We start from the raw sequence: 23,180 nt of genomic DNA, 5'->3' as shown, positions 1-23,180 counted from the left end.
TAAAAGATGTTTATTGAAAAAAATATCTATATGCGTTCATTGCGACGGCGGCGAAAAATCACTATTTATGTACCAGATGATTATCAAACTAGTAATAAAAGATATCCAGTTCTATACATAAATGATGGCCAAAATGCCTTTTTTGATGAAGAGTCTTATATGGGTGTTAGCTGGGGCTTTTTTGATTATGTTAAAGAGAATAATTTAGATATTATTATGGTTGCTATTCCATGCAATTTTAAATTAAATAAGCGTGAAGATGAATATGGGCCATGGCCAATAAAAAAAGAAGTATTGTTAATGGAATATGGTGATGATAGTATTAAAGTTGGTGGTGAAGGCGATAAATATATGCGTTTTATCATAAAACAGTTAAAACCATATATTGATAAAAACTTTCCCACAATAGTTGATGATTGTGCGATGGTAGGAAGCTCAATGGGTGGTATAATTACTAGCTATGCGGGTATTAAATATAGCCATATTTTTAAAAAGACAGCTTCACTTTCGACGGCTTATTGGTTTTATGTAGACGAATTTATTGATTTGATTAATAAAAGCGATTTAAGTCCAATAGAATGTTTTTATTTGGATTTAGGTGGTAATGAAGGTAATGGTGATGAAAACATCAGCCGTATATACTATGAAAGCAATGAAAGAATATTTAATGAGTTAATTAAAAAAAGCGACAAGATTGAAGCACGCTTTTTTGAAGATGCTGTTCACAATGAATTTGAATGGCGAAAACGAGTGCCGATTTTTATGGAACTTTTTTATCGTCGGTAGAGGTCGATTAAGACCTCATTTTTTTATTTTTGTTTTCTATTTTGCAAAAAAGGAAAAAGCAGGTAGTAATTTATGTTATTATTTATTAAAATAAATAACAGAGGGGTTTGAATATGTATGAATTAATGTTATCTGATTTGGATGAAACTTTATTAGTTAATCATCATGTTCCTGAATTTAATGTTGAAGCGATAAAAAAGGCGCGTAAACATGGGTTGAAATTTGTTCCAGCAACAGGACGTGCTTTTAATATGATACCAGAAATTTTAAAAGAAATTGGTACATATGATCAAGAAGACGAATATTCGATTTGTTTTAACGGGGCATTAATTGTAGAAAATAAAAATAGTAAAATCTTGAACTTTAAGGGGTTATCATTTGATGTTGCTAAGATGTTATTTGATAAAGCCCGTGATTATGATGTTTGTGTATTGGTATTTACGGTTGATATGTGTTATATCTATAATGCTGATCCTGATGAAGTGCAAAGAAAAAAGGACCAAAAAGCACCGTTTGTTGTAGTTGAAGATTATAATATCAATAATTTAAAAAATGATCGAATAGCTAAAATTTTATATCAAAAAAAAGATATGAACTATTTAAAGAAAATAGCAGCTGATCTTAAAGATGATATTGAAAATAAAGCTTGTGCTAGTTATTCATCAAATCGTTATTTGGAATTTAATGCACCTGGAGTAAATAAAGGATATGGGCTTAAATGGTTAGCTAGTTATTTAAATATTGATTTAGATAAAACAATTGCCATTGGTGATAACTATAATGATGTTGAGATGATAAAACAGGCCAAACTTGGTATTTGTGTAGCTTGTGGTGATGATGAAATAAAGAGTATTGCCAATTATGTAACTAAACTTGATTACAATCAAGGAGCAGTAAAAGAAGTAATTGAAAAATTTATTTTGGAGGAAGAATAATGGGTTATAAATTAATAGCATGTGATTTGGATGAAACTTTATTAAATGACCAGCATCATGTTGGTAAGCGTAATGTTGAAGCGATTCAAAGAGCGCGTAAAGAATATGGGGTTAAATTTGTTCCAGCAACAGGAAGAGGCTTTATGCAAATTCAGCCTGAGTTAAAAGAATTACAATTATATGATTTACCAGAGGAGTATGTTATTTCGTTTAATGGAGGAGCTTTAACTGAAAATAAGGGTAATCGTCTTATTGAATTTAAAGGCTTAGAATTTGAAAAGATGAAACAGATTTTTGAAGCAGGGTTGAATTTTGATGTTTGTATCCATGTTTATACCCCTGAGCATTTATATGTGTTTAATTTAAGTGAATCAGAACGACAAAGATTATTGGAACAAAGATTGGAAGTAATCTATCCTGAGGAAAATAGTGTTGATTTCTTAAAAGATACACCAATTTCTAAAATATTGTATCAAAATACTGATGTGCCATATTTAATGAGTTTGGAAGATGGTTTAAAACCAATTACTGATGGATGTTGTGCGGTTAGTTATTCATCTAATCGTTATATGGAATTCAATGCTTTAGGTGTTGATAAAGGACAAGGTTTAATGGATCTTGCCGACAAATTATCAATTGCAATTGAAGATACAATTGCTGTTGGAGATAATTATAATGATATGGCAATGTTAAAAGTAGCGGGATTAGCAGTAGCAGCTAATAATGCTGTTGATGAAGTAAAAGCAGCTTGTGATTATACAACAAAAGCTAATAATAATGAAGGCGTTGTAGCCGAATTAATAGAGAAGTTTATTTTCAATGAGATTTAAAGATATTGCACAAGCTGAATTTCAAAAAGATTATTATAAAAAACTTCATGATTTCGTTGAAAACGAATATAAACATAAAACAATATTTCCACCTAAGCAAAATATTTTTAGAGCTTTAAATTTATGTGACTATGATGATGTAAAAGTAGTTATTTTAGGTCAAGATCCTTATCATGAATTACATCAGGCAAATGGCTTGGCGTTTAGTGTATCGCCTGGAGTTAGAGTTCCGCCTAGTCTAGTAAATATTTATAAAGAATTACATAATGATTTAAATACTACTATTCCTAATCATGGTGATTTAACGAAATGGGCTAAGCAAGGAGTGTTGTTATTAAATAATGTTTTAACTGTTGAACAAGGTCGAGCTAATAGTCATGCAGGTATTGGCTGGGAAACTTTTACCTTAAATATTGTTAAAGCATTAAACGAACGAGAAAAACCGCTTGTTTTCATTTTATGGGGTAATAATGCTCGTGCTAAAAAGCAATATATTGATACTTCTAGACATCTTGTTTTAGAAAGTGCTCATCCATCGCCATTATCTGCTAGTCGTGGCTTTTTTGGATCGCGTCCGTTTAGTAAAGCAAATCAGTTTTTAGTTAAAAATGGCATTGAGCCAATCGATTGGCAAATTGAAAACATTTAAAGAAATTGATGAAGCGTTAGTTTATATTGAATCTAAACGGGCTAAAAGAACGCTAGATCAATTTAAAGCAACTATAAAGAAATATGGATTTAATGTTAATCAAAAAAACATGATTCATATTGCCGGAACTAATGGTAAGGGTTCTACAACAAATTATCTAAAAGAGATTTTAATGGCTCACGGTTATAATGTTGGGACATTTACTTCTCCTTATTTAATTTGTCATAATGATCGTATTTGTATTAATGGTAAAATGATCGACGATGATCGTCTTTTAAAGATAATCAATGAATTAGTACCGATAATTGAAAATGATCAATTATCAATGTTTGAAATCGATACATTAATCATGCTTAAGTATTTTAATGAATCTGATTTGGATTTTCGAATTATCGAAACTGGTATTGGTGGTTTGAATGATAAAACTAATGTAATAACAAGTCGTTGTAGTGCTATTACTAATATTGGTTATGATCATCAGTTTATGCTAGGAGATACTTTAGAAAAAATCGCTGTTCATAAAGCCGGAATTATTAAAGATAATCAAAAATGTTATACAACTGAAAAGGATCCGGGATTATTAAATATTTTTGAAGATGTATGTAATTTAAAAAGAAGTGAATTAATAAAGGTAGCTGTTCAATGTGACTATCAATATCCTTATGTATTTACTTGTTTAAATCAGCAGTATGTTTTAAAAAACTGTGGCAGTTATCAAGTTGCTAATGCTTCATTAGCGATAACGATTGCAAATGATTTAATTGAATTGAAGCCAAGTTTGTTACAACAAGCCTTAAACAAGGCTAGCTGGCCAGGACGTTTTGAAAAAATTGATAAGGTTTATTTAGATGGGGCTCATAATGTAGATGGTATTAAATCGTTGATAAAAACTTTGATCGATCAAAATATTGATGATGTATTGATTATCTTTAGTGCTTTGCAAGATAAAGATACAAAAATTATGAAAGACTTACTTTGTCGCTATTCAATTATAGAAGCTAGTTTTGATGATGAACGTTTAAAATCTGATGCGCCGGATTTTAAAAAAGTATTAAAAGATAATTGGAATAATCACAAAAATATTGTTGTCACTGGATCGCTGCATTTTATTAGTGCGGTTAGAAAATATTTGATAGCTAAAAAATAGTATAGTTATATATTGCCAGCATTTAATCAATAAGGGGAAATCCCTTATTGATATGGATGCTGGTAATTTATTGGTTCATCAAACTCTGCCCAATTAAAATATACTAATTGTAATAAATACTCATGATTGGTTTTACTATCGCGAATGATGAAGTGATCACGTCCTGCTTGTTGAATAATTCCACGATAAACTTTATCGCGCCATTCGTTGCTATTTGAGTAAGTAAAATAAAAAGTACCTAGTTTACCGATATTTAATCTTAAAATGTTTTCGATATAAGTTTGATCAATTACTGGAGCAGGAACCATTGTAGTACCAGTACCAGGAGTATTACTTGTATTAGGAGGAGTAGTTATAGGTGGAGGATTAGTTGAAGAATCGCTGGGATTTTCAGCAGATGAATTGTCATTTTCTTGACGTACTAAAAAAGGATTTAAATCATTAAAATAATTCATATGCAGTCTCCTTGTTAAAAATTTTTATAAGTCACATCTTAAATCATGCCCTGGATTATAAAAACAATGTTGTTTATACCGACCAGAAAGATTGCCATAAAATTCTGGCGGGCAAGCAACATTGGCACCAGGATTTTTGAACCAGAGTGCATTTGTAGCTGGTTCATTACGATAACCGTTAATACAGCGAAGGGCTAGACTCCTAACTAGACTATTAACAGGTTCGTTAAATAATGGAGTATCTACTCCAGAAAAAGCATTTTTTTGATAAATAACTTCAGTAATGGAACGTGTATTTCTAAATACATCACAGTTGGCAACGACACGATTAATTACTACATTACCAACTAATAACATTCCTTGTTCGCCTTCTCCAAGTGCTTCCGATTGAATCAATCGTGCCAGTAATTCGACTTCTTCGTTAGAATATTTAACTCGTGCCAAATTATCACCCCGTTATAATATATGTATTAAAAAAAATAAAATACCTTTATTATTGTTTAAATCGTTTTGTTTATGGTTTTGTGGAATAATTTGGTGTTTTTTAAATAAAACATAATAAAAAATTTACAAGAATGCATTTATTTATAGTTTAATAAAAAAATAAAAGAGAGTATAATTAATGACAAGATATAATACTTATATTTTATATAATAAATCTCGTATTTAGTTTTATTTTATGCTAAAATAGTATTATAGGTAAAGCGCTTACATTAGACAAGGAGGTATTTTAAAAAATGGGAAGAGAGATTGTCGCAATGATTTTAGCTGGAGGACGTGGAACTCGTCTAGAAGCACTAACAGCTAAAGTAGCTAAGCCAGCAGTGCATTTTGGGGGTAAATATCGTATTATCGATTTTCCTTTAAGTAACTGTGCAAATTCTGGAATTGATGTTGTAGGTGTGTTAACTCAATACGAATCTGTATTATTGGGTACTTATGTTGGTGCCGGAACTAAATGGGGCCTTGATGGTAAACAATCATTGGCAGCAATTTTACCAGCACGTGAACGTGGTGAAGTTGGAGCTACTTGGTATGCTGGAACAGCGGATGCAATTTATCAAAATATTAGTTTCTTAGATCAATATGATCCTGAATATGTTTTAATCTTATCAGGTGACCATATTTATAAAATGGATTATGATAAGATGCTTACTGCTCATAAACAACGTAAAGCAGATGCTACTATCGCAGTATTAAATGTATCTTTAAAAGAAGCTAGTCGTTTTGGAATTATGAATACTAATGAAGATGGTACGATTTATGAATTCGAAGAAAAACCTGCTAAACCTAAATCTACATTAGCTTCAATGGGTATTTATATTTTCACATATAAAGAATTAAGAAAATATTTAATTGATGATGCAAAAGATGAAAATAGTAAACATGACTTTGGTATGAATATCATTCCAAGTATGTTGAATGATAACAAAAAATTATATGCATATGAATTTAGCGGATACTGGAAAGACGTTGGAACAGTTGAAAGCTTATGGCAAGCTAATATGGACTTATTAAACGATAAAGAATTAGATCTTTACAATATTAAAAGAGATTGGAAAATCTATACTGAAGATACTTTGGAAAAACCTCAAATTATTGGTGACAAAGCAAGTATCAAAAATTCAATGGTTACTCAAGGATGCTTGGTTAACGGTACTGTTGAAGGATCTGTATTATTCAACAATGTAAATATTGGTGAAGGTGCAAAAGTCGTTGATTCTGTATTAATGCCAGGCGTATTAGTAGAAGAAGGTGCTGAAGTCTATAAAGCTATTGTAGATGAAGGTGTTGTAATTCGCGCTAATACAAAAGTTAATGAAGAAGCCAAAGATGTAGCTTTGATTAGTGATAATAGTAAGTAGGGGAGGAAATAGAGATGGTTAAAGCAATTGGTGTAGTAAATTTACATTCAGATGTAGATTTTGTAGGTCTTACAGAAAGAAGACCAGCAGCGTCTGTTAGTTTTTTAGGACGTTATGCGTTGATTGACTTTGTTTTATCAAACATGTCTAATTCAACTATTGATGCAGTTGGAGTATTAATTCAAAAGAAACCAAGATCATTATTAAAACATTTAGGTAATGGTAATTCTTGGAATTTCAACTCTAAAGCCGGTGGTGTATCTTTGTTATATAACGAAAAATACGCTAATAACCCTAATTATAATCATGATATTAATAACTTAATTGAAAATATTGCATTTTTAGAAAGCAATAAAGCTGATTATGTAGTTGTTGCTCCTGCTCATATTATTACTACAATGAATTACAATGATGCTATTGAAAGTCATGAAAAATCTGGCGCTGAGATTACTATGGTTTATAAAAAAGTTCATGATGCTAATGAAGCATACATTGGATGTGATTGTTTAACTGTAAAAAATAAAACAGTAACAGCAATTGAAAAAAATAGAGGTAGCCGTAAAGATTGTAGTATTTCAATGGAAACATATGTTTTCAATACAAAAACTTTATTAAAAGTAATGAAACAAGCTCAAAAAATTAGTTCATTCTTTAGTTTAAGAGATGTATTAGCATATTTATGTGATGAAAAACAAATTAATGCTTATGAATATAAAGGATATGCACGTTGCATGGATTCATTAGAACATTATTATCAATATTCATTAGAATTCTTGGATCTTGATGTTTCATCTGCAGTATTTAAAAGCAACTGGCCAATTTATACAAATACTAATGATACACCTCCTGCAAAATACTTATCTGAATCAGAAGTTGTTAGTTCATTTGTAGCTAATGGTGCAATGATCAATGGTACTGTTGAAAATAGTATTATTGGACGTGATGTTACAATTGGAACAGGTGCAGTAGTTAAAAATAGTATTTTATTCTCAGGATCTGTTGTTAGCCCAGGGGCTCACTTAGAAAATGTAATTATGGATAAACATTCTAAGGTTAAACGTCAATTAGACTTAAAAGGGGATTCTAAAACACCATTATATATTAAAGAAGGAGATGTAGTTTAATGCGAGTTTTATTTGCTACATCAGAAGCTACTCCATTTATTAAATCTGGAGGATTAGCTGATGTATTAGGTTCTTTACCAAAAGAAATGGTAAAAAAAGGTGTTGAAAGTATTGTTGTTTTACCAAAATACCAAGATATGAAATTAGCAGACAAAATTGAATATGTAACTAATTTCGATATTTGGGTTGGATGGCGTAAAGTATATTGTGGTGTATTTACCTATGTATTAGATGGTGTTCGTTTCTACTTTATTGATAATGAACAATACTTTAAAAGACCTGGATTATATGGATATGATGATGACAATGAAAGATTTGCATATTTTGATTTTGCAGTCTTAGAATTGATTTCTCATTTAGATTTAAAACCAGATATCTTACATTTACATGATTGGCAAACTGCGATGATTGCTATGTTGTATAAGGAAAGATATTGTTATTATGAACATTATGAAAATATTAAAATTGTCTTTACGATTCATAATATTGCTTTCCAAGGAAAAGCAGACCCTAATTTATTAAGTGAATTATTTGGGTTAGATAATTATCTATATTATAATGGAAATTGTCGTAATGATGGATGCTTTAATATGATGAAAGCAGCTATTTTCTATAGTGATATCGTAACAACAGTTTCTCCAACTTATGCAAAAGAAATTTTAACACCTGAATATGGTGAAGGATTACAAAATATCCTTGAAATGCGTAAATATGATTTATATGGTATTTTAAATGGGGTAGATTATGATGTAATCAATCCTGCTACTGATCCAGAAATTGTTAAAAATTACGATATCAATACAGTATTTGAAGACAAAGTGGCTAATAAATTAGCACTTCAAAAAGAAGTTGGATTACCAGAAAATAAAGATGTACCATTAATTGGGGTAGTAACTCGTTTAACTAAACAAAAAGGGTTGGATTTGATTTTAAATCAATTCAGTGAAATGTGCAGCCGTGATGTTCAAATTGTAATTTTAGGTGCTGGGGATCACGTATATGAAGATGCTTTAAAAGGTATCGCTGATCATCATCCTGATAAAGTATCATTACAGTTAAAATATGACTTTGGATTATCTTGTCGTATTTATGCTGGATGTGATATGTTCTTAATGCCTTCATTATTTGAACCTTGTGGATTATCACAAATGATGTCACTTCGATATGGAACAATTCCAATCGTTAGAGAAACTGGTGGTTTAAAAGACAGTGTTCAACCATATGATGAATATGCACACACTGGAACTGGATTTAGCTTTGCAAACTTCAATGCTCATGAAATGATGAGAACAATTGATTATGCTTTAAAAGTATATAATGAAGATTCCGAAGCATGGAAAGGTATCATGACAAGAGCGATGAGTGCAAAACTTGACTGGGATGCTAGTGCTGATCAATATTTAAAAGTTTTTAATTCATTGTTAGGATAAACTCGAAACCTCATAAGGGCAGTTAGTAGCTGCCCTTTTTTAACGTATTAACGATTGAATGTTAACATTTTTTTGTTTACAATATAAACGATTAAAAAATTTTTTTCTGGTAATTTTATAAGGGAGACTATATATGATAAAAGCAATTTTTTTTGATATCGATGAAACTTTAATTTCTAAAAATCATCCGCAAATAAGTGATGGTGTAGTTAATGCTTTAAAATGCTTAAGAGAAAAAGGGATAAAATTATTTATTGCTAGTGGACGCCATGCTTTAGAGATTGAGGAGTTAGGGATTAATGATAAATTTATTTTCAATGGTTATTTAACTTTAAATGGCGGTTATTGTTATAATCAAAAAGAAGTTATTTATAAAAATCCAATCAATAAAGAAGATATAGCAAGAATAGTATCTTATATTAGTGAGCATAATTTAGCGTGCAGTTTTGTAGAAAGTAATGATTTATATGTTAATTTAGTTAATGATTATGTCGTTGAAGCACAGAAATCTATTAATACGTCAATACCACCAGTTAAAGATGCTAAAAGAGCTTTAGAAAATGATGTTTATCAAGTTAACCCATTTGTAGGTGAAGAGGATGTTATTAAATTAACTGCTGAGTTAGAAAATTGTAAATATACTAAATGGCATGATGGTGCATATGATTTAATTGCCAAAAATGGTGGAAAACAAGAAGGAATTAAAGCGGTTCTTAAGTATTATGGTATCAAATTAGAAGAAACTATGGCTTTTGGCGATGGTCATAATGATGTTGATATGTTAAAGCTAGTTGGCATTGGGGTGTGTATGGCTAATGGGCATCCAGAAACCATTGCTTGTAGTGACTATGTTACTGACACTGTCGAAAATGATGGAATTGTAAGTGCCTTAAAGCATTTTAAATTGATCGACTAAAATTTGGTTGTAATAACTTAGTTAGTTGTGTAAAATGATGATAGCAAGGAGGGATGATGATGAAAAAATCAATCCTGTTTCTTATCATGGTTTCTTTAATGTGTTTAACTTCAGCTTGTGGTGCCCGTGATAAAGAAGTTAATTTAACTAAAACGGGGGAATTATATACTACTGAAGATGGTGTGAGTTTTTATTATCCTAAAGATTATGAGATTAGTGTTGTTTCTGATTTAGATGATTTAAATGGAGTAAATACAGTAGAATTTACAAAAGATAATAATATGTTGTATTTTACTGTGGTAAATGATAATACTGATAATTTAGTTGAAGATAAAGATGAGTTATATACGGGAATGCTTGAACAAAGTAAAGCATCGGATGTTGAGGTATTAAAGCCGGTTTTAGATAGTGGCTTAGATGTATATGAGTATATATATGAATATAGTGAAACTGGTGTAAAGAGCAAAGAGATAGTATATTTTTTAGAGGATAAAACTTATATTTATGGTTATCGTACTGTAAAAGATGAATTTGCGGATAATGAAGAGGAAATGACTGTATATTTGGAAAGCTTTTCAATGGCAGTCGGCAAATAAGTTGTATTTTTAGATTGATTTTGGTAAGATATTAAATAGTTAGTGAGCAGTAATTTATTTGGATATTAATTTAAACTGCTTGATGGTAGAAAATTAAATGGGGATTGATATATGCTTATCGAAATCTATTAAAACATTTAACATTAAAGCATCTGCTATCGAGAATGTAGCATTATGCTTTTTTATTTATGGAGGTAATGATGAAGTTATTTAATACACTAACAAATAAAAAAGAAGATTTTAAACCGCTTCGTGAAGGTGAAGTGAGCATTTATGTATGTGGACCAACAGTGTATAATTACGTACACATTGGCAATACACGACCTATGATTGTGTTTGATGTTTTAAGAAGAACGTTTGAATACTTAGGTTATAAAGTAACTTTTGTATCAAATTTTACTGATGTTGATGATAAAATTATCAAAGCAGCTAAAGAAGAAGGGATTACCGAAAAGGAATTGACTGACAAATATATCAAAGCATATGAAGATGTTCGCCGTGATTTGAATTTATTATTCCCAACTTACGCTCCAAGAGTTACTAATACTATGGATGCTATTATTAATTTTATTGATGGGTTAGTAAAAGCTGGGTATGCTTATGAAGTCGATGGTGATGTTTATTTTAGAGTATCTAAAATTAAAGAATATGGTCAATTATCAGGAATTAAAATTGAAGATTTAGTGGCTGGTGCTAGTGATCGTGTTGATGAAAATGATAAAAAAGAAGAATCAACTGATTTTGCATTATGGAAAAAAACAGATGAAGGGATTCAATTTGATAGTCCATGGTCTAAAGGAAGACCAGGGTGGCATACTGAATGTGTTGTAATGATCAATGATATTTTTGAAGATGGTAAGATTGATATTCATGGTGGTGGACAAGATTTAAAATTCCCGCATCATGAAAATGAAATTGCTCAATCAATGGCGTGCCATCATCATCCAATTGCTCATACTTGGATGCACAATCAAATGATCAATATTGATAATCAAAAAATGTCAAAATCATTAGGTAATGTAATTTGGGCTAAAGATATGATTGCTAAATTAGGATGTAATGTTTATAAATGGCTAATGTTATCAAGTCATTATCGCAATCCGTTGAATTTAACTGATGAAGTAGTAGCTACTGTAAAAAAAGAAGTTGCAAAAGTAGATAATGTTATTAAAACTGTTTCATTATATTTACAAGTAAATCATGTTGCTAAAGGTGAAGTTAATAAGCAAATTGTTGATGATATGGTAAGTGCTTTAGAAGATGATTTAAATACATCTTTAGCTTTAACAAAGATTTTAAATCAAGTAAAAGTATTGAATCAATTATTTAGACAAAAAGATAAAGATGATCAGGCAATTAGTGAGGCTTATCAAACTTTATTAGCGATGGTTAATGTAATTGGTTTTGTTTATGAGCCAAGACAGCTTTCTGACGATGAACTAGAATTATATCAAAGCTGGAATGATGCTAAAGCTAAAAAAGATTTCCAAACAGCTGATAAAATTCGTGATGAGTTAATTGATAAGGGGATAATTTAATGCGACCAGATTTAATTAATCCTAGCGTATTAGCTTATTTAGGAGATAGTGTTTTTGAACTTTTAGTAAGAGATTATTTAGTTAGAGAAAGTGGCCTTGCCAAGACTCATGAAATTCAAAAAGAAGCTATTAAATATGTAACAGCAACTTCCCATGCTAAGTTTATGCATGATATGTTATCAGAAGGTTTTTTTAGTGAAGATGAAGTAGGAATTTATAAGCGGGGTCGTAATAATAAAGGTAATAAAAATGAAAGTATTGAGCATTTGCATTCGACTGGTTTTGAAGCAATAATTGGTACATTGTATTTACAAAAAGATTTTAAAAGAATGAATGAAATATTTAATCGATATAAAGAATATATAAATTTGAGATAAATTTGAGACGAAAATAGGTGAAAAATATGAAACAATATATATATGGTAAAAACACGATATTAGAAGCTTTAAAGGGAGAAAAACGTGTATATACTGTGTATGTCCAAAACAATTTTAAAGACAATAAAATTATTGAACTATGTAAAAAAACGAAAGTTCCATATCGCCAGGTTGATAAGTCGGAATTTATCAAGAAAGTTGGCAATGTTACTCACCAGGGAATTATGGCAGAAGTAGAGGGATATCGCTACTATTCTCTTGATGAGATATTAGATGCTATTCCAGAGGGCAAACAACCATTGCTATTAATGTTAGATGGACTAGAAGATCCTCATAACTTAGGGGCTATTTTAAGAACATGTGATGCAATAGGCGTTGATGGTGTAATTATTGGTAAAAATCGTAGTGTTGGATTAAATGGTACGGTAGCTAAAGTATCAACTGGGGCTATTGATCATGTTAAAGTAGCTCAGGTTACGAATTTATCAAGAACATTAGAAGAATTAAAGAAACGTTCTTTTTGGGTAGTAGGCTGTGATTTAAATCAATCTCAGGATTATCGAGCTATTGATTATAACATGCCTTTAGTAATTGTAATTGGTTCTGAAGGTTTTGGAATATCACGACTAGTGAAAAAAAATTGTGATTTTAATGTAGTTTTACCAATGGTGGGGCATGTAACATCGCTAAATGCCTCAGTAGCAACTGCTGTAATTTTATACCAGGTATATAATTCTCGTAACCCTTTATAAGCAGAAGGGAGGTAACCATGGATGGTTACGATGTTGAAGAATTGTATTATTTATATTTGCAGGATTGTCCGGAAGCAAAACGATATTTAATGAAATTTTGTTATAAACAAATAGAAATCATTTTACCTAAGTATTATATAAGTACAATTTATAAAGATGAGTATGAAGATTATATTCAGCTTATTATGGTAAGAGTGTTTAAATCATTAAATAATTATCGTCCAGATAAAGGGATGAAAATGAGAAGTTTTATTTCCATGCTGATTGAAAATGCGATAAAATCAATCGTATTGAAAAATAGTGGCAAAGTAATTAGAGAAAAAAGAGTAGTATATTCATTAGATGATTATTATGATGCAACTCAAAAAATTCGTTATGTTACTAATTTGATTGATGAACGAACACCAAATCCCAATCGATATTGTATTGAACAAGAGCAACAGCAGGAAATTGATAAATATTTATTACAAGTTTGTTCAGAACTTGAACAAAAGATAGTAAAGTATCACCAGGCAGGTTATAAAAATCAAGATATTGCCAGAATACTAAATATTGATATTCGCAGTGTTTATAATGCGAACTATCGAATCCAAAAAAAGATAGCAAAATTCAAATGTATTTGACTATCATTAGTATTTATGATAAATTATTATAGCATAGAAATGAGCTGATAGTATGAAAGAAAAAGTAATTTTAGTTTGTACAGAGTGTTTATCACGTAATTATACAATTACAAAAAATAAACGAGTTAATGTAGAAAGATTAGAATTAAGAAAATTTTGCAAAAAATGTGGAAAACACACATTGCATAAAGAAACTAAATAGGAGGTTTAGCTGTGAAATTTCGTGATTGGTTTACTCTAAAAGGAATTAGAAGTGAAATTAAAAAAATTAGCTGGTTATCGAAAAAAGAATTGGCCCAAAATTCAGCTACTGTATTAGCATTTTGTTTTGTTTTAGGGTTATACTTTTTTGCTGGTGATGCAATCATTGCCTTTATATTAAAAGCATTGGGGATGAATTAAAATGACAGGAATGAATGATGAAGGAAGACGCTGGTATGTTGTTAATACATACTCAGGTCATGAAAATAAAGTAAAAGAAAATCTAGAAAAGCGTGTTGAATCAATGGGATTACAAGATGTGTTATTTCAAATTGTTATTCCTGAACATGTTGAAACTGAAATTAAAGATGGTAAAAAAATTAATAAAACTAAAAACATGTTTCCTGGTTATGTCTTAGTTGAAATGATCATGACAGATGAAGCGTGGTATGTTGTAAGAAATACTTCAGGAGTAACTGGATTTATTGGGTCTTCTGGTGGTGGAGCTAAACCATTCCCACTTCCAAAAAGTGAATTAGAACCAATTTTAAAGAAAATGGGTATTAGTACTTCAGAAGTATCAGTAAATTATGAACCAGGTGATGAAGTTAATGTAATTTCTGGTCCATTTGCTGGTAAGAGTGGAAAAGTTGAATCAATTGATACTGAAAAAGAATCAGCTAAAGTTTTAATAGATTTTTTAGGAAATTTAACACCAATCGAAATCGATTTAGTTCAGTTAGAAAAAGCGGATATTTAATATTCGCTTTTTTTGGGTTAAATGGTGTAATTTTGAAAAAGGATTTAGACAAAATATATGTTTAAGTCCTTTTTTTGTGCCTTTTTTTATTAGAAGTATAAATGACTACAAAATGGCAATTATTAAAGATATAGGAAATATAAAATATTTTTTTCAAAATATGAAAAAATAAATTTAATAAAATTTAAGGTTTTGTAATTTTTATAAAGAGTAAAAAAACGTAGTAAAATAGGGGGTTTAATAAGAAAATTATTGTTTTATATATTAAACAAGTTCTTTAATAATTGAAATTTCTTTGATTATATCGATAAAATTTGCATTTTGTATCAAAATATGTTATTATGCAAAGGACGTTCAAGATAGGAAGTGAATTAATGAAAGAAAAACGTAATAAAGAACAATTAATTGATTTTATTAATGAAAACATTATCAAAAGACGCGCAATGTTTATCCCAATTTTAGGGGTATCAGTATTTATGTTAGTGGGTTATGCTGCAATCGATAAAGAAGCACCAGTAATTGTTTCTAATCGTATTGAAGTTCCATATGGTGAAAAATTGGATTTAGACGTAATTGATATCACTGATAATCAAGATTCACGCCAAGATTTAGTGGTTGAAGGGAATGTTAACAGTGTAGATGTTGATCAATTAGGTACTTATAGTATGACAGTTTCGGCTACTGACAGTTTTTCAAATGTAACTACAAAAACGGTTAGTGTTGAAGTTGTTGATGATGAAGCTCCAGAATTTAAAATTGCCGGAGCAAAAAAAGGTTATGTTGTTCAAGTTCCAATTAATGGAAGTAGCGATATAACAAGTTATGTCAGCGCTATTGATAACGTTGACGGTGATGTTTCACCTTTTATTGAATCAGATAAAGCCTTGGATGCTAGTAAAGCTGGAATTCAAGATATTACTTTAAAAGTAACTGATTCTGCTGGTAATGTTAGAGAAAAGACTTTTGAATTTGCTGTTTCAGATTTAACAGCACCTGTTGTTACTTTATCTCAAGGAAACGATGTTGTTATTGATTATGGTAGCGAATTTAAATTGGAAAACTATTTAACAGCTACAGATGATTTAGGAGTTGTAACTAATACAGTTTCTGGAACTGTTGATACAACTAAAGAAAATGAAGTGCAAACTATTGAAGTTACTACTCAAGATGAAGCGGAAAATAAAGTGGTTACTACTTTAAACTTTACTGTAAAAGATATCGGTGGGCCACAAATCAACTTATCTACAACTGCAGTAGAAGTTGTCAAAGATTCTGCTTTTGATCCACGTCAATATTTAGTATCAGCAATTGACAATAAAGATGGTGATGTAACAGCGAATGTTGCTGTTAGTGGAATTGATACAAGTTCTACTGGAAATAAAACTGTTACTTATTCAGTAAGTGATAGTTCTGGAAATCAATCTACAGCAACTTTAAGTGTTAAAGTTTATACTCCAGGATCTAAGATTGTAGAAACTGCATATACTAAATTAGGTACACCATATGTATATGGTGCAAGTGGACCTAACGCCTTTGACTGTTCAGGATTTACTTCTTGGGTATATCGTCAACACGGTATCTCAATTGCAAGAACAGCTCAAGGACAATCAAGAGGGGGAACTCCTGTTGATCGTGCTAACTTACAGCCAGGTGATTTAGTATTCTTTGGATCAAGTACAAGCAATATTACCCATGTAGGTATTTATATTGGTGGTGGGCAAATGGTACATGCACCACATACTGGTGATGTTGTTAAGGTTTCTAGTTTAAACCGTAACTATGTTTGTGCAAGAAGATATTTATAAAAATGTAATTAAGAAAGGACAAACGTCCTTTCTTTTTTTATATATCGTCATAAGAATATAGGGGAGGTATAAGATGGATACATTTGATATTATTAGAGCTTTATGTCAACAAACCCCTAAAGCTTATGCGATTATTAGAGGAGCGATAGTAAATGGGTCGATGCTAGCTTATGAATTTGGACAAGGTACCATTATTGTAGTAGAAGCATTTGGTTTGCCAGTAACTGGTTGTGGACTAGGAATACATGCTATGCATATTCATGAAGGTGGTAATTGTTCGGGTAGTGCTGATGAACCATTTGCTGATACTGGTGGACATTACAGTACAAATAGTTGCCCTCACCCTTATCATACAGGTGATTTACCACCGCTATTTTCAAATGATGGTTTAGCTTGGATGGCAGTTTATATTGATAAATTTACCCCTGAAGATATTGTTGGTCATACAATCGTTATTCATGCTGGAGTTGATGATTTTACTAGCCAGCCTTCAGGAAATGCTGGAGCAATTATTGCCTGTGGTGCTATTAGAGAATTATATCAGTAATATTTACATTTCTTAAGTAGAAACTTACTTTGATTATGTTACAATAAAGTAGCGGAGGTAAAAAGATGGGTAAGTTATTGTTTTTTGATATTGATGGAACTTTGATAGAATGTAATCAGGATATTTATGCAATTACTGATAATACTAGAATTGCTTTGGATAAACTTAAAGAAAACGGTCATGATGTTTTTTTAGCGACTGGACGTTGTAAGTGTTTTATTACTGATGGGGTAATGGATTATCCTTTTAGCGGTTATGTAACATGTAATGGTGGTTATGTTGAATATAAAAACCAACCAATTTATAAAGCTATTGTTTCTAGTGAAGCTATTAAAGCAACGATGGAACTTTCAAATCAGCATAATTTTAATTATTATTTTGAAAGTAGTGATTATATTTATGTTCGTGACCGTAATGATTCAAGACATCTTGAATTTGCGAATAATTGGGGGATGAAAGATAAAACGATTATTGATGATTTTGATCCCGAAAAAATTGAAACTTATATTGGAATGATTGTTGTTAATGATAAAAAAGATATTCCGATTCTTGTTGAAAAATTAAGCCCTTATTTTGATGTCCAACGTCATCAAAGCGATTATTCATTTGATTTAACATTAAAAGGAGTTTCTAAAGCAGTCGGAATAGAAAAATTAGTTGAGCGATTAGGACGTGATATGGCAGATACAATTGCCTTTGGTGATGGTCGTAATGATATTGAGATGTTAGAAACTGTAGCTATGGGGGTAGCAATGGGGAATGCGGTCCCAGAAGCTAAGGCTGTTGCTGACTTTGAAACTGATCGAATTGAAAATGATGGAATTGTAAAAGCTTTAAAAGAATTTAGATTGATTTAGCTTTACAGGAGAAATGAAATGATAAAATTAGGACACCGGGGATATAGTGATAAATATCCTGAAAATACAATGATGGCTTTTAAAGCGGCAATAAATGGTAATTTTGATGGTGTAGAAACAGACGTTCAATTAACTAAAGATAATCAACTGGTTCTAATCCATGATGAAACAATTAATCGAACATCTAATGGTAGAGGGTATGTTAAAGATTATACTTATCAAGAATTATGTAAGTTTAATTTTAATTATCGCTTTAAAAATGTTGAGGCTAAAATACCATTATTAGCTGAATTACTGGATTATTGTTATGGTAAAGATGTTATTTTGAATTTGGAAATTAAAACTGATAAGATTCAATATCCTAACATTGAACAAATGACATATGATTTAGTTAAGGAAAAAGGAATGTTAAAACAAGTGATGTTTTCATCTTTTCATCTAGATAGTTTATTGAAACTACGGTCAATTGATCCTGATTTATATTTAGGGTATTTATTTGAAGATGATTATCAAAAAAATAAGGAACTTGTTTTAAGGCATCATTTTCATTGTCATAGTAAATATGTGTTTTTAAACGAACAAGAAATTAAGGATTATTTGAAACATCATTTAGATGTTAATACATGGACTGTCAACGATGAAGAAATTAAAGATTTTCTGCTTGAAGCGGGTGTAAAAACTATTATTACTAATAAAGATATCTAGGGTAAAAAGTATTTACCCTAGTTTTTTTGTGTGGTATAATATTGTAAACGTTTCCATAGGGTGAAGGTGATTTTATTGTGAAAAAATGCACAATATTGCTTGTGTTTTTTGATAAATTAAGGTACACTAACGGTGGAAACAAATTAAATATTTCACAATGAATCGGAGGAAGAAATAATGGCAGAAAAGAAAGCTGTTAACAACAAACCAGCAGAAATGACAAATGAAGAAATCGATGCTTATGTCGATCAACTGGTTTCAAAAGCTCAAGTAGCTTTATCAAAATTTGAAGACTTTACTCAAGAACAAGTAGACTACATCGTAGCTAAATGTTCGGTAGCAGGTCTTGATGCTCACGGTACTTTAGCAGAAGCCGCAGTAAATGAAACTGGACGTGGGGTATTTGAAGATAAAGCCGTTAAAAACTTATTCGCTTGCGAATACGTAACTAACAACTTACGTCATTTAAAAACGGTTGGTATTATTAACGAAGATCCACTTTTAGGAATTACTGAAATTGCTGAACCTGTAGGTGTTGTTTGTGGTATCGTTCCAACAACTAACCCAACATCAACTACAATTTTTAAATCATTAATCTGTTTAAAAACAAGAAATCCAATCATTTTCTCATTCCATCCAAGTGCAACTGCATGTTCAATTATGGCAGCAGTAATTATGCGTGATGCAGCAGTAGCAGCTGGTGCTCCAGAAGATTGTATCCAATGGTTGGAAACTAAATCAATGTATGCAACTACAGCATTAATGAAACATCCTGGTGTTGCTACTATCTTAGCAACTGGTGGTAATGCAATGGTTGCTGCAGCTTACTCTTGTGGTAAACCTGCATTAGGTGTAGGTGCTGGTAACGTTCCTGCATATGTAGAAAAAACTTGTATTTTACCAAGAGCAGTAAATGATATCGTATTATCAAAATCATTCGACAATGGTATGATTTGTGCTTCTGAACAAGCTGCTATTGTTGATAAAGAAATCTATGAAGAATTCAAAAAAGAAATTAGTCGTTTTAAAGTATACTGGGTAAATGCTGAAGAAAAAGCAAAATTAGAAAACTATATGTTCCCAGATAAAAACAAAGGTGTCTTACCTGCAGTTGTAGGTAAACCAGCAACTTGGATCGCTGAACAAGCTGGAATCAAAGTTCCTGCAGACACTCAAATCCTTTTAGCTGAATGTAGCGAAGTAGGACCAAATGAACCATTAACAAGAGAAAAATTATCTCCTGTATTAGCTGTATTAAAAGCTGAAAATACTGATGATGGTATTGCTAAATCAGCAGCAATGGTTGAATTCAACGGTTTAGGACACTCTGCTGCAATTCATACAGAAGATCATGAAATTTCTAAACGTTTTGGACATGCATGTAAAGCTATCCGTATCATTGAAAATGCACCATCTACATTCGGTGGAATCGGTTCAGTTTATAATGCATTCATTCCATCATTAACATTAGGTTGCGGTTCTTATGGACATAACTCTGTATCTAACAACGTAAGTGCTGTTAACTTAATCAATATTAAGAGAATAGGGAGACGTAATAACAATATGCAATGGGTTAAACTTCCTCCAAAAATTTATTTCGAAAAAAATTCGATTAAATATTTAAGAGACATGAAAGAAATGGAAAAAGCCATGATTATTACAGACAGAGGTATGTATAATCTTGGTTATGTAGAAAAAATTGAAGATGTAATCAGAAGAAGAAGAAATAAAGTTGATATCGAATTATTCTTCGATGTTGAACCTGATCCAAGTCTTGACACAGTTGAAGCTGGAGTTGAATTAATGAGAAAATTCGAACCTGATACAATTATTGCTATCGGTGGTGGATCTCCAATGGATGCTGCAAAAGTTATGTGGTTAATGTATGAACATCCAGAAGTATGCTTCGATGATATCAAACAAAAATTCATGGATATCAGAAAACGTGCTTTCAAATTCCCTGAATTAGGTAAAAAAGCTAAATTAATCTGTATCCCAACAACTTCAGGAACTGGTTCAGAAGTTACTCCATTTGCCGTTATTACTGATAAGAGAGCAAATAAAAAATATCCATTAACTGACTACGCTTTAACACCAACTGTAGCTATCGTAGACCCTGAATTCGTTATGAGTTTACCTGCTTCAATCGCTGCAGATACTGGTATTGACGTATTAACTCATGCAATGGAAGCTTATGTTTCTATCTTAGCATCAGACTTTACTGATGGATGGGCTAAACAAGCAGTTAAATTAGTATTTGATTACTTAGAAGAATCTGTAAATAAAGGTACACCTCTTGCAAGAGAAAAAATGCACAATGCTGCAACAATTGCAGGTATGGCATTTGCTAATGCGTTCTTAGGTATGAACCACTCATTAGCTCATAAGATTGGTGGAGAATTCCATGTGCCTCATGGTCGTACTAATGGTATCTTATTACCGCATGTAATTAGATATAATGGTTCTATTCCTACTAAATTAAACATTTGGCCAAAAATTGAAAACTATAAAGCAGACGTTAAATATATGGAATTAGCTCAATTAATTGGTTTAAAACCAAAGACACCTGCTGAAGGGGTTGAAATGTTTGCTAATGCTGTAGAAGAATTAATGGCAAAAGTTCATTTAGCTTCTAACTTCAAATCTCAAGGAATTGATAAGAAAGATTGGGACGAAGCTATTCATAGAATTGCAATGAATGCTTATGAAGATCAATGTACTCCTGCAAACCCTAGAATGCCTATGGTTAAAGATATGGAAGAAATCTTAAGAGTATCTTGGGATTATGAAAACAAATATGCAAAAAAATAATTATTAAAAAATAGTATTTTTTGAGATAGTGTACGCACTATCTCTTTTTTTTGAATTAGTCTTTGTTATTTCTTTTTATATCAATAATATAATAGTATTATATAAGTGAAGAGGTGATAATATGCGACGCAATATCTACAACTCTATTTTTTATTGTATCTTGGGCGTAGTTTTAATAGTTCTTTCACTATTAGCTTTAATTTACCAGGAAAATTTTTTAATGCGTGTTTTTGATCTTTTGGGCTGGATATTGATTGTTAACGGTCTTCATGAGCTTAGTAATTATTATCGTAAGCATTTTAAAGGGTCGTTAATAAGTGTCATTTTAAATATTATTGCTGGTATTTTTATCATTGGATATACTGCTATTCCAATTAGGCTTGTTTTGATTATCTTTGCTTTTTATATAACATGTAATGGAATAATCACTTTAATTTCTTATTTGAATTATAAAAAAGACCGTGTGAGTTATCGTTTTCCAGTTTTATGTGGTGCTTTATTATTAATTATTTATGGATTGGCTCTTTTAATTGGACAATATGCTAATGTTAGAAATATGATGATTTTTATTGGTGCATATGGATTGCTGCTAGGAATCAATTATATTATTGATGGTATATTTATTGCGATTCCTCAACAAAAAAAGGATAGTTTAAAAAGAAGAATTAGAATACCTATTCCTTTGTTGATATCGGCTTTAATTCCAAAGGTAATGATGGATTATATAAATGAGCGTCTACAAATAGAACCAAAAGAACATTTTCTAGATCCTAAAGAAGTATATAATATTGAAATTTTTATTCATGTAAGTGCTGATGGTTTTGGAACTGTAGGACACTGTGATGTTTGCATCGATGAAAAAGTTATTTCCTATGGAAATTACGATCATGATTCAATAAGAATGTTTGAAGCCATAGGTGATGGTGTTTTATTTGTTGCTGATCGTGATCGTTATTTGAATTTTTGTATTCAAAACTATCGACAAACAATCTTTGCATATGGTTTGAGTTTAACAGCTAAACAATTAGTTAGTGTAAAAAATGAGATAAATAAATTAATGGTTGATACTTATCGATGGTTTCCACGTAGTTATTATAATAAAAATGATTGTAAGGATTATGCAAGCAAATTGTTTTTAGTTACAAATGCATTTTTTTATAAATTTAAAAAAGGGAAATTTAAAACTTACTTTGTTTTAGGTTCGAATTGTGTAAAATTAGCAGAGCGTGTTGTTGGAAAAGGGGGTTTAGATATTATTGATTTAAATGGAATAATATCACCAGGAACGTATCAAAATTATCTTGAAAAAGAGTATCAACGTGTTAATGGAGTAGTTGTTTCGAAAAACGTTTATAACAGATTGACTTTTTTTCAAAAATAATACATAATATTTGGTGTATTATACTCATGTCAAAGTATGACAATAATACTGCATAGATGACCCCTCTCCCATATTAATCATCTATGCAAA

At 30.8% G+C, this 23,180-nt stretch carries 25 protein-coding genes; 23 read left to right on the top strand and 2 right to left on the bottom strand.

The annotated features are described in order from the left end of the window. Positions 1 to 6: 6 nt before the first annotated feature. The 5 genes from B5E92_RS07165 (at position 7) to B5E92_RS07145 (ending at position 4,347) form a co-directional block, all read left to right on the top strand. Positions 7 to 786: an alpha/beta hydrolase gene (locus B5E92_RS07165; protein WP_087300644.1), complete on the top strand. Its 780-nt coding sequence runs from the start codon at positions 7 to 9 to the stop codon at positions 784 to 786. A 113-nt stretch (positions 787 to 899) separates the two neighbouring features. Beyond that, positions 900 to 1,721, top strand: coding sequence for an HAD family hydrolase (locus B5E92_RS07160; RefSeq protein WP_087300642.1), 822 nt, complete (start codon positions 900 to 902; stop codon positions 1,719 to 1,721). Beyond that, complete coding sequence (locus tag B5E92_RS07155; RefSeq protein ID WP_087300640.1) at positions 1,721 to 2,551, top strand: Cof-type HAD-IIB family hydrolase; 831 nt, start codon at positions 1,721 to 1,723, stop codon at positions 2,549 to 2,551. The genes B5E92_RS07160 and B5E92_RS07155 overlap by 1 nt, the downstream gene beginning before the upstream one ends. Next, positions 2,541 to 3,200, top strand: coding sequence for a uracil-DNA glycosylase (locus B5E92_RS07150; RefSeq protein ID WP_087300638.1), 660 nt, complete (start codon positions 2,541 to 2,543; stop codon positions 3,198 to 3,200). Before B5E92_RS07155 ends, B5E92_RS07150 begins: the two co-directional genes overlap by 11 nt. Next, entirely contained in the window at positions 3,187 to 4,347 is a 1,161-nt protein-coding gene (locus B5E92_RS07145) for a folylpolyglutamate synthase/dihydrofolate synthase family protein (protein WP_239406420.1), read from the top strand. The genes B5E92_RS07150 and B5E92_RS07145 overlap by 14 nt, the downstream gene beginning before the upstream one ends. 44 nt (positions 4,348 to 4,391) lie before the next feature. Here the strand turns inward: B5E92_RS07145 and gerQ are convergent, their stop codons facing one another. Together gerQ and B5E92_RS07135 are read right to left on the bottom strand one after the other, a co-directional pair. Further along, on the bottom strand, positions 4,392 to 4,802 hold the full coding sequence (gene gerQ, locus B5E92_RS07140) for a spore coat protein GerQ (RefSeq protein WP_087300634.1): 411 nt from the start codon (positions 4,800 to 4,802) through the stop codon (positions 4,392 to 4,394). A gap of 24 nt (positions 4,803 to 4,826) precedes the next feature. Further along, positions 4,827 to 5,246: a cell wall hydrolase gene (locus B5E92_RS07135; RefSeq protein ID WP_087300632.1), complete on the bottom strand. Its 420-nt coding sequence runs from the start codon at positions 5,244 to 5,246 to the stop codon at positions 4,827 to 4,829. 293 nt (positions 5,247 to 5,539) lie between these two features. On the opposite strand from B5E92_RS07135, the gene B5E92_RS07130 reads away from it, so the two are divergent. The 18 genes from B5E92_RS07130 to B5E92_RS07045 all read left to right on the top strand — a co-directional run bounded on the left by B5E92_RS07130 (position 5,540) and on the right by B5E92_RS07045 (position 23,090). Then, entirely contained in the window at positions 5,540 to 6,667 is a 1,128-nt protein-coding gene (locus B5E92_RS07130; protein ID WP_087300630.1) for a glucose-1-phosphate adenylyltransferase, read from the top strand. Positions 6,668 to 6,681: 14 nt separating this feature from the next. Beyond that, positions 6,682 to 7,791, top strand: a complete 1,110-nt coding sequence (gene glgD / locus B5E92_RS07125) for a glucose-1-phosphate adenylyltransferase subunit GlgD (RefSeq protein ID WP_087300628.1) — start codon at positions 6,682 to 6,684, stop codon at positions 7,789 to 7,791. After that, positions 7,791 to 9,221, top strand: coding sequence for a glycogen synthase GlgA (glgA, locus tag B5E92_RS07120; protein ID WP_087300626.1), 1,431 nt, complete (start codon positions 7,791 to 7,793; stop codon positions 9,219 to 9,221). Before glgD ends, glgA begins: the two co-directional genes overlap by 1 nt. Before the next feature lie 133 nt (positions 9,222 to 9,354). After that, positions 9,355 to 10,137, top strand: a complete 783-nt coding sequence (locus B5E92_RS07115) for a Cof-type HAD-IIB family hydrolase (protein WP_087300624.1) — start codon at positions 9,355 to 9,357, stop codon at positions 10,135 to 10,137. Positions 10,138 to 10,196: 59 nt separating this feature from the next. Further along, positions 10,197 to 10,733, top strand: coding sequence for a hypothetical protein (locus tag B5E92_RS07110; RefSeq protein ID WP_087300622.1), 537 nt, complete (start codon positions 10,197 to 10,199; stop codon positions 10,731 to 10,733). A 200-nt stretch (positions 10,734 to 10,933) separates the two neighbouring features. Further along, positions 10,934 to 12,271 (top strand): cysteine--tRNA ligase, encoded by a 1,338-nt coding sequence (cysS, locus tag B5E92_RS07105; RefSeq protein WP_087300620.1) that lies wholly within the window; start codon positions 10,934 to 10,936, stop codon positions 12,269 to 12,271. Further along, complete coding sequence (locus B5E92_RS07100; protein ID WP_087300618.1) at positions 12,271 to 12,648, top strand: Mini-ribonuclease 3; 378 nt, start codon at positions 12,271 to 12,273, stop codon at positions 12,646 to 12,648. Before cysS ends, B5E92_RS07100 begins: the two co-directional genes overlap by 1 nt. Before the next feature lie 26 nt (positions 12,649 to 12,674). Next, positions 12,675 to 13,400, top strand: coding sequence for a 23S rRNA (guanosine(2251)-2'-O)-methyltransferase RlmB (gene rlmB / locus B5E92_RS07095; RefSeq protein ID WP_087300616.1), 726 nt, complete (start codon positions 12,675 to 12,677; stop codon positions 13,398 to 13,400). A 17-nt stretch (positions 13,401 to 13,417) separates the two neighbouring features. Beyond that, positions 13,418 to 14,023, top strand: coding sequence for a sigma-70 family RNA polymerase sigma factor (locus B5E92_RS07090; RefSeq protein WP_239404283.1), 606 nt, complete (start codon positions 13,418 to 13,420; stop codon positions 14,021 to 14,023). 52 nt (positions 14,024 to 14,075) lie between these two features. Beyond that, positions 14,076 to 14,225 carry a 50S ribosomal protein L33 gene (rpmG, locus tag B5E92_RS07085; RefSeq protein ID WP_087300613.1) on the top strand — a complete coding sequence of 50 codons (150 nt, stop codon included), beginning with the start codon at positions 14,076 to 14,078 and terminating at the stop codon, positions 14,223 to 14,225. 11 nt (positions 14,226 to 14,236) lie between these two features. Next, positions 14,237 to 14,425, top strand: coding sequence for a preprotein translocase subunit SecE (gene secE / locus B5E92_RS07080; RefSeq protein WP_087300611.1), 189 nt, complete (start codon positions 14,237 to 14,239; stop codon positions 14,423 to 14,425). Between the two features lies 1 nt (position 14,426). Further along, positions 14,427 to 14,984, top strand: coding sequence for a transcription termination/antitermination protein NusG (gene nusG, locus B5E92_RS07075; RefSeq protein WP_087300609.1), 558 nt, complete (start codon positions 14,427 to 14,429; stop codon positions 14,982 to 14,984). 374 nt (positions 14,985 to 15,358) lie between these two features. Continuing rightward, on the top strand, positions 15,359 to 16,789 hold the full coding sequence (locus tag B5E92_RS15960) for a C40 family peptidase (RefSeq protein ID WP_087300607.1): 1,431 nt from the start codon (positions 15,359 to 15,361) through the stop codon (positions 16,787 to 16,789). 73 nt (positions 16,790 to 16,862) lie between these two features. Next, the gene (locus B5E92_RS07065) at positions 16,863 to 17,336 is read left to right on the top strand and encodes a superoxide dismutase family protein (RefSeq protein WP_087300605.1); all 474 of its coding nucleotides are present in this window, start codon (positions 16,863 to 16,865) and stop codon (positions 17,334 to 17,336) included. A gap of 65 nt (positions 17,337 to 17,401) precedes the next feature. Then, positions 17,402 to 18,193: a Cof-type HAD-IIB family hydrolase gene (locus B5E92_RS07060; RefSeq protein WP_087300603.1), complete on the top strand. Its 792-nt coding sequence runs from the start codon at positions 17,402 to 17,404 to the stop codon at positions 18,191 to 18,193. Positions 18,194 to 18,211: 18 nt separating this feature from the next. After that, positions 18,212 to 18,898, top strand: a complete 687-nt coding sequence (locus B5E92_RS07055; protein WP_087300601.1) for a glycerophosphodiester phosphodiesterase — start codon at positions 18,212 to 18,214, stop codon at positions 18,896 to 18,898. A gap of 177 nt (positions 18,899 to 19,075) precedes the next feature. Next, positions 19,076 to 21,709 carry a bifunctional acetaldehyde-CoA/alcohol dehydrogenase gene (gene adhE / locus B5E92_RS07050; protein WP_087300599.1) on the top strand — a complete coding sequence of 878 codons (2,634 nt, stop codon included), beginning with the start codon at positions 19,076 to 19,078 and terminating at the stop codon, positions 21,707 to 21,709. Positions 21,710 to 21,830: 121 nt separating this feature from the next. Beyond that, positions 21,831 to 23,090, top strand: a complete 1,260-nt coding sequence (locus B5E92_RS07045; RefSeq protein WP_087300597.1) for an HdeD family acid-resistance protein — start codon at positions 21,831 to 21,833, stop codon at positions 23,088 to 23,090. Positions 23,091 to 23,180 lie beyond the last annotated feature (90 nt).

The organism is Erysipelatoclostridium sp. An15 (genome assembly GCF_002160675.1).
Lineage (GTDB): Bacteria > Bacillota_I > Bacilli_A > Erysipelotrichales > Coprobacillaceae > Thomasclavelia > Thomasclavelia merdavium.
Note: the sequence above shows the minus strand (reverse complement) of the source record. Positions and strands in the feature narration are given on the sequence as shown.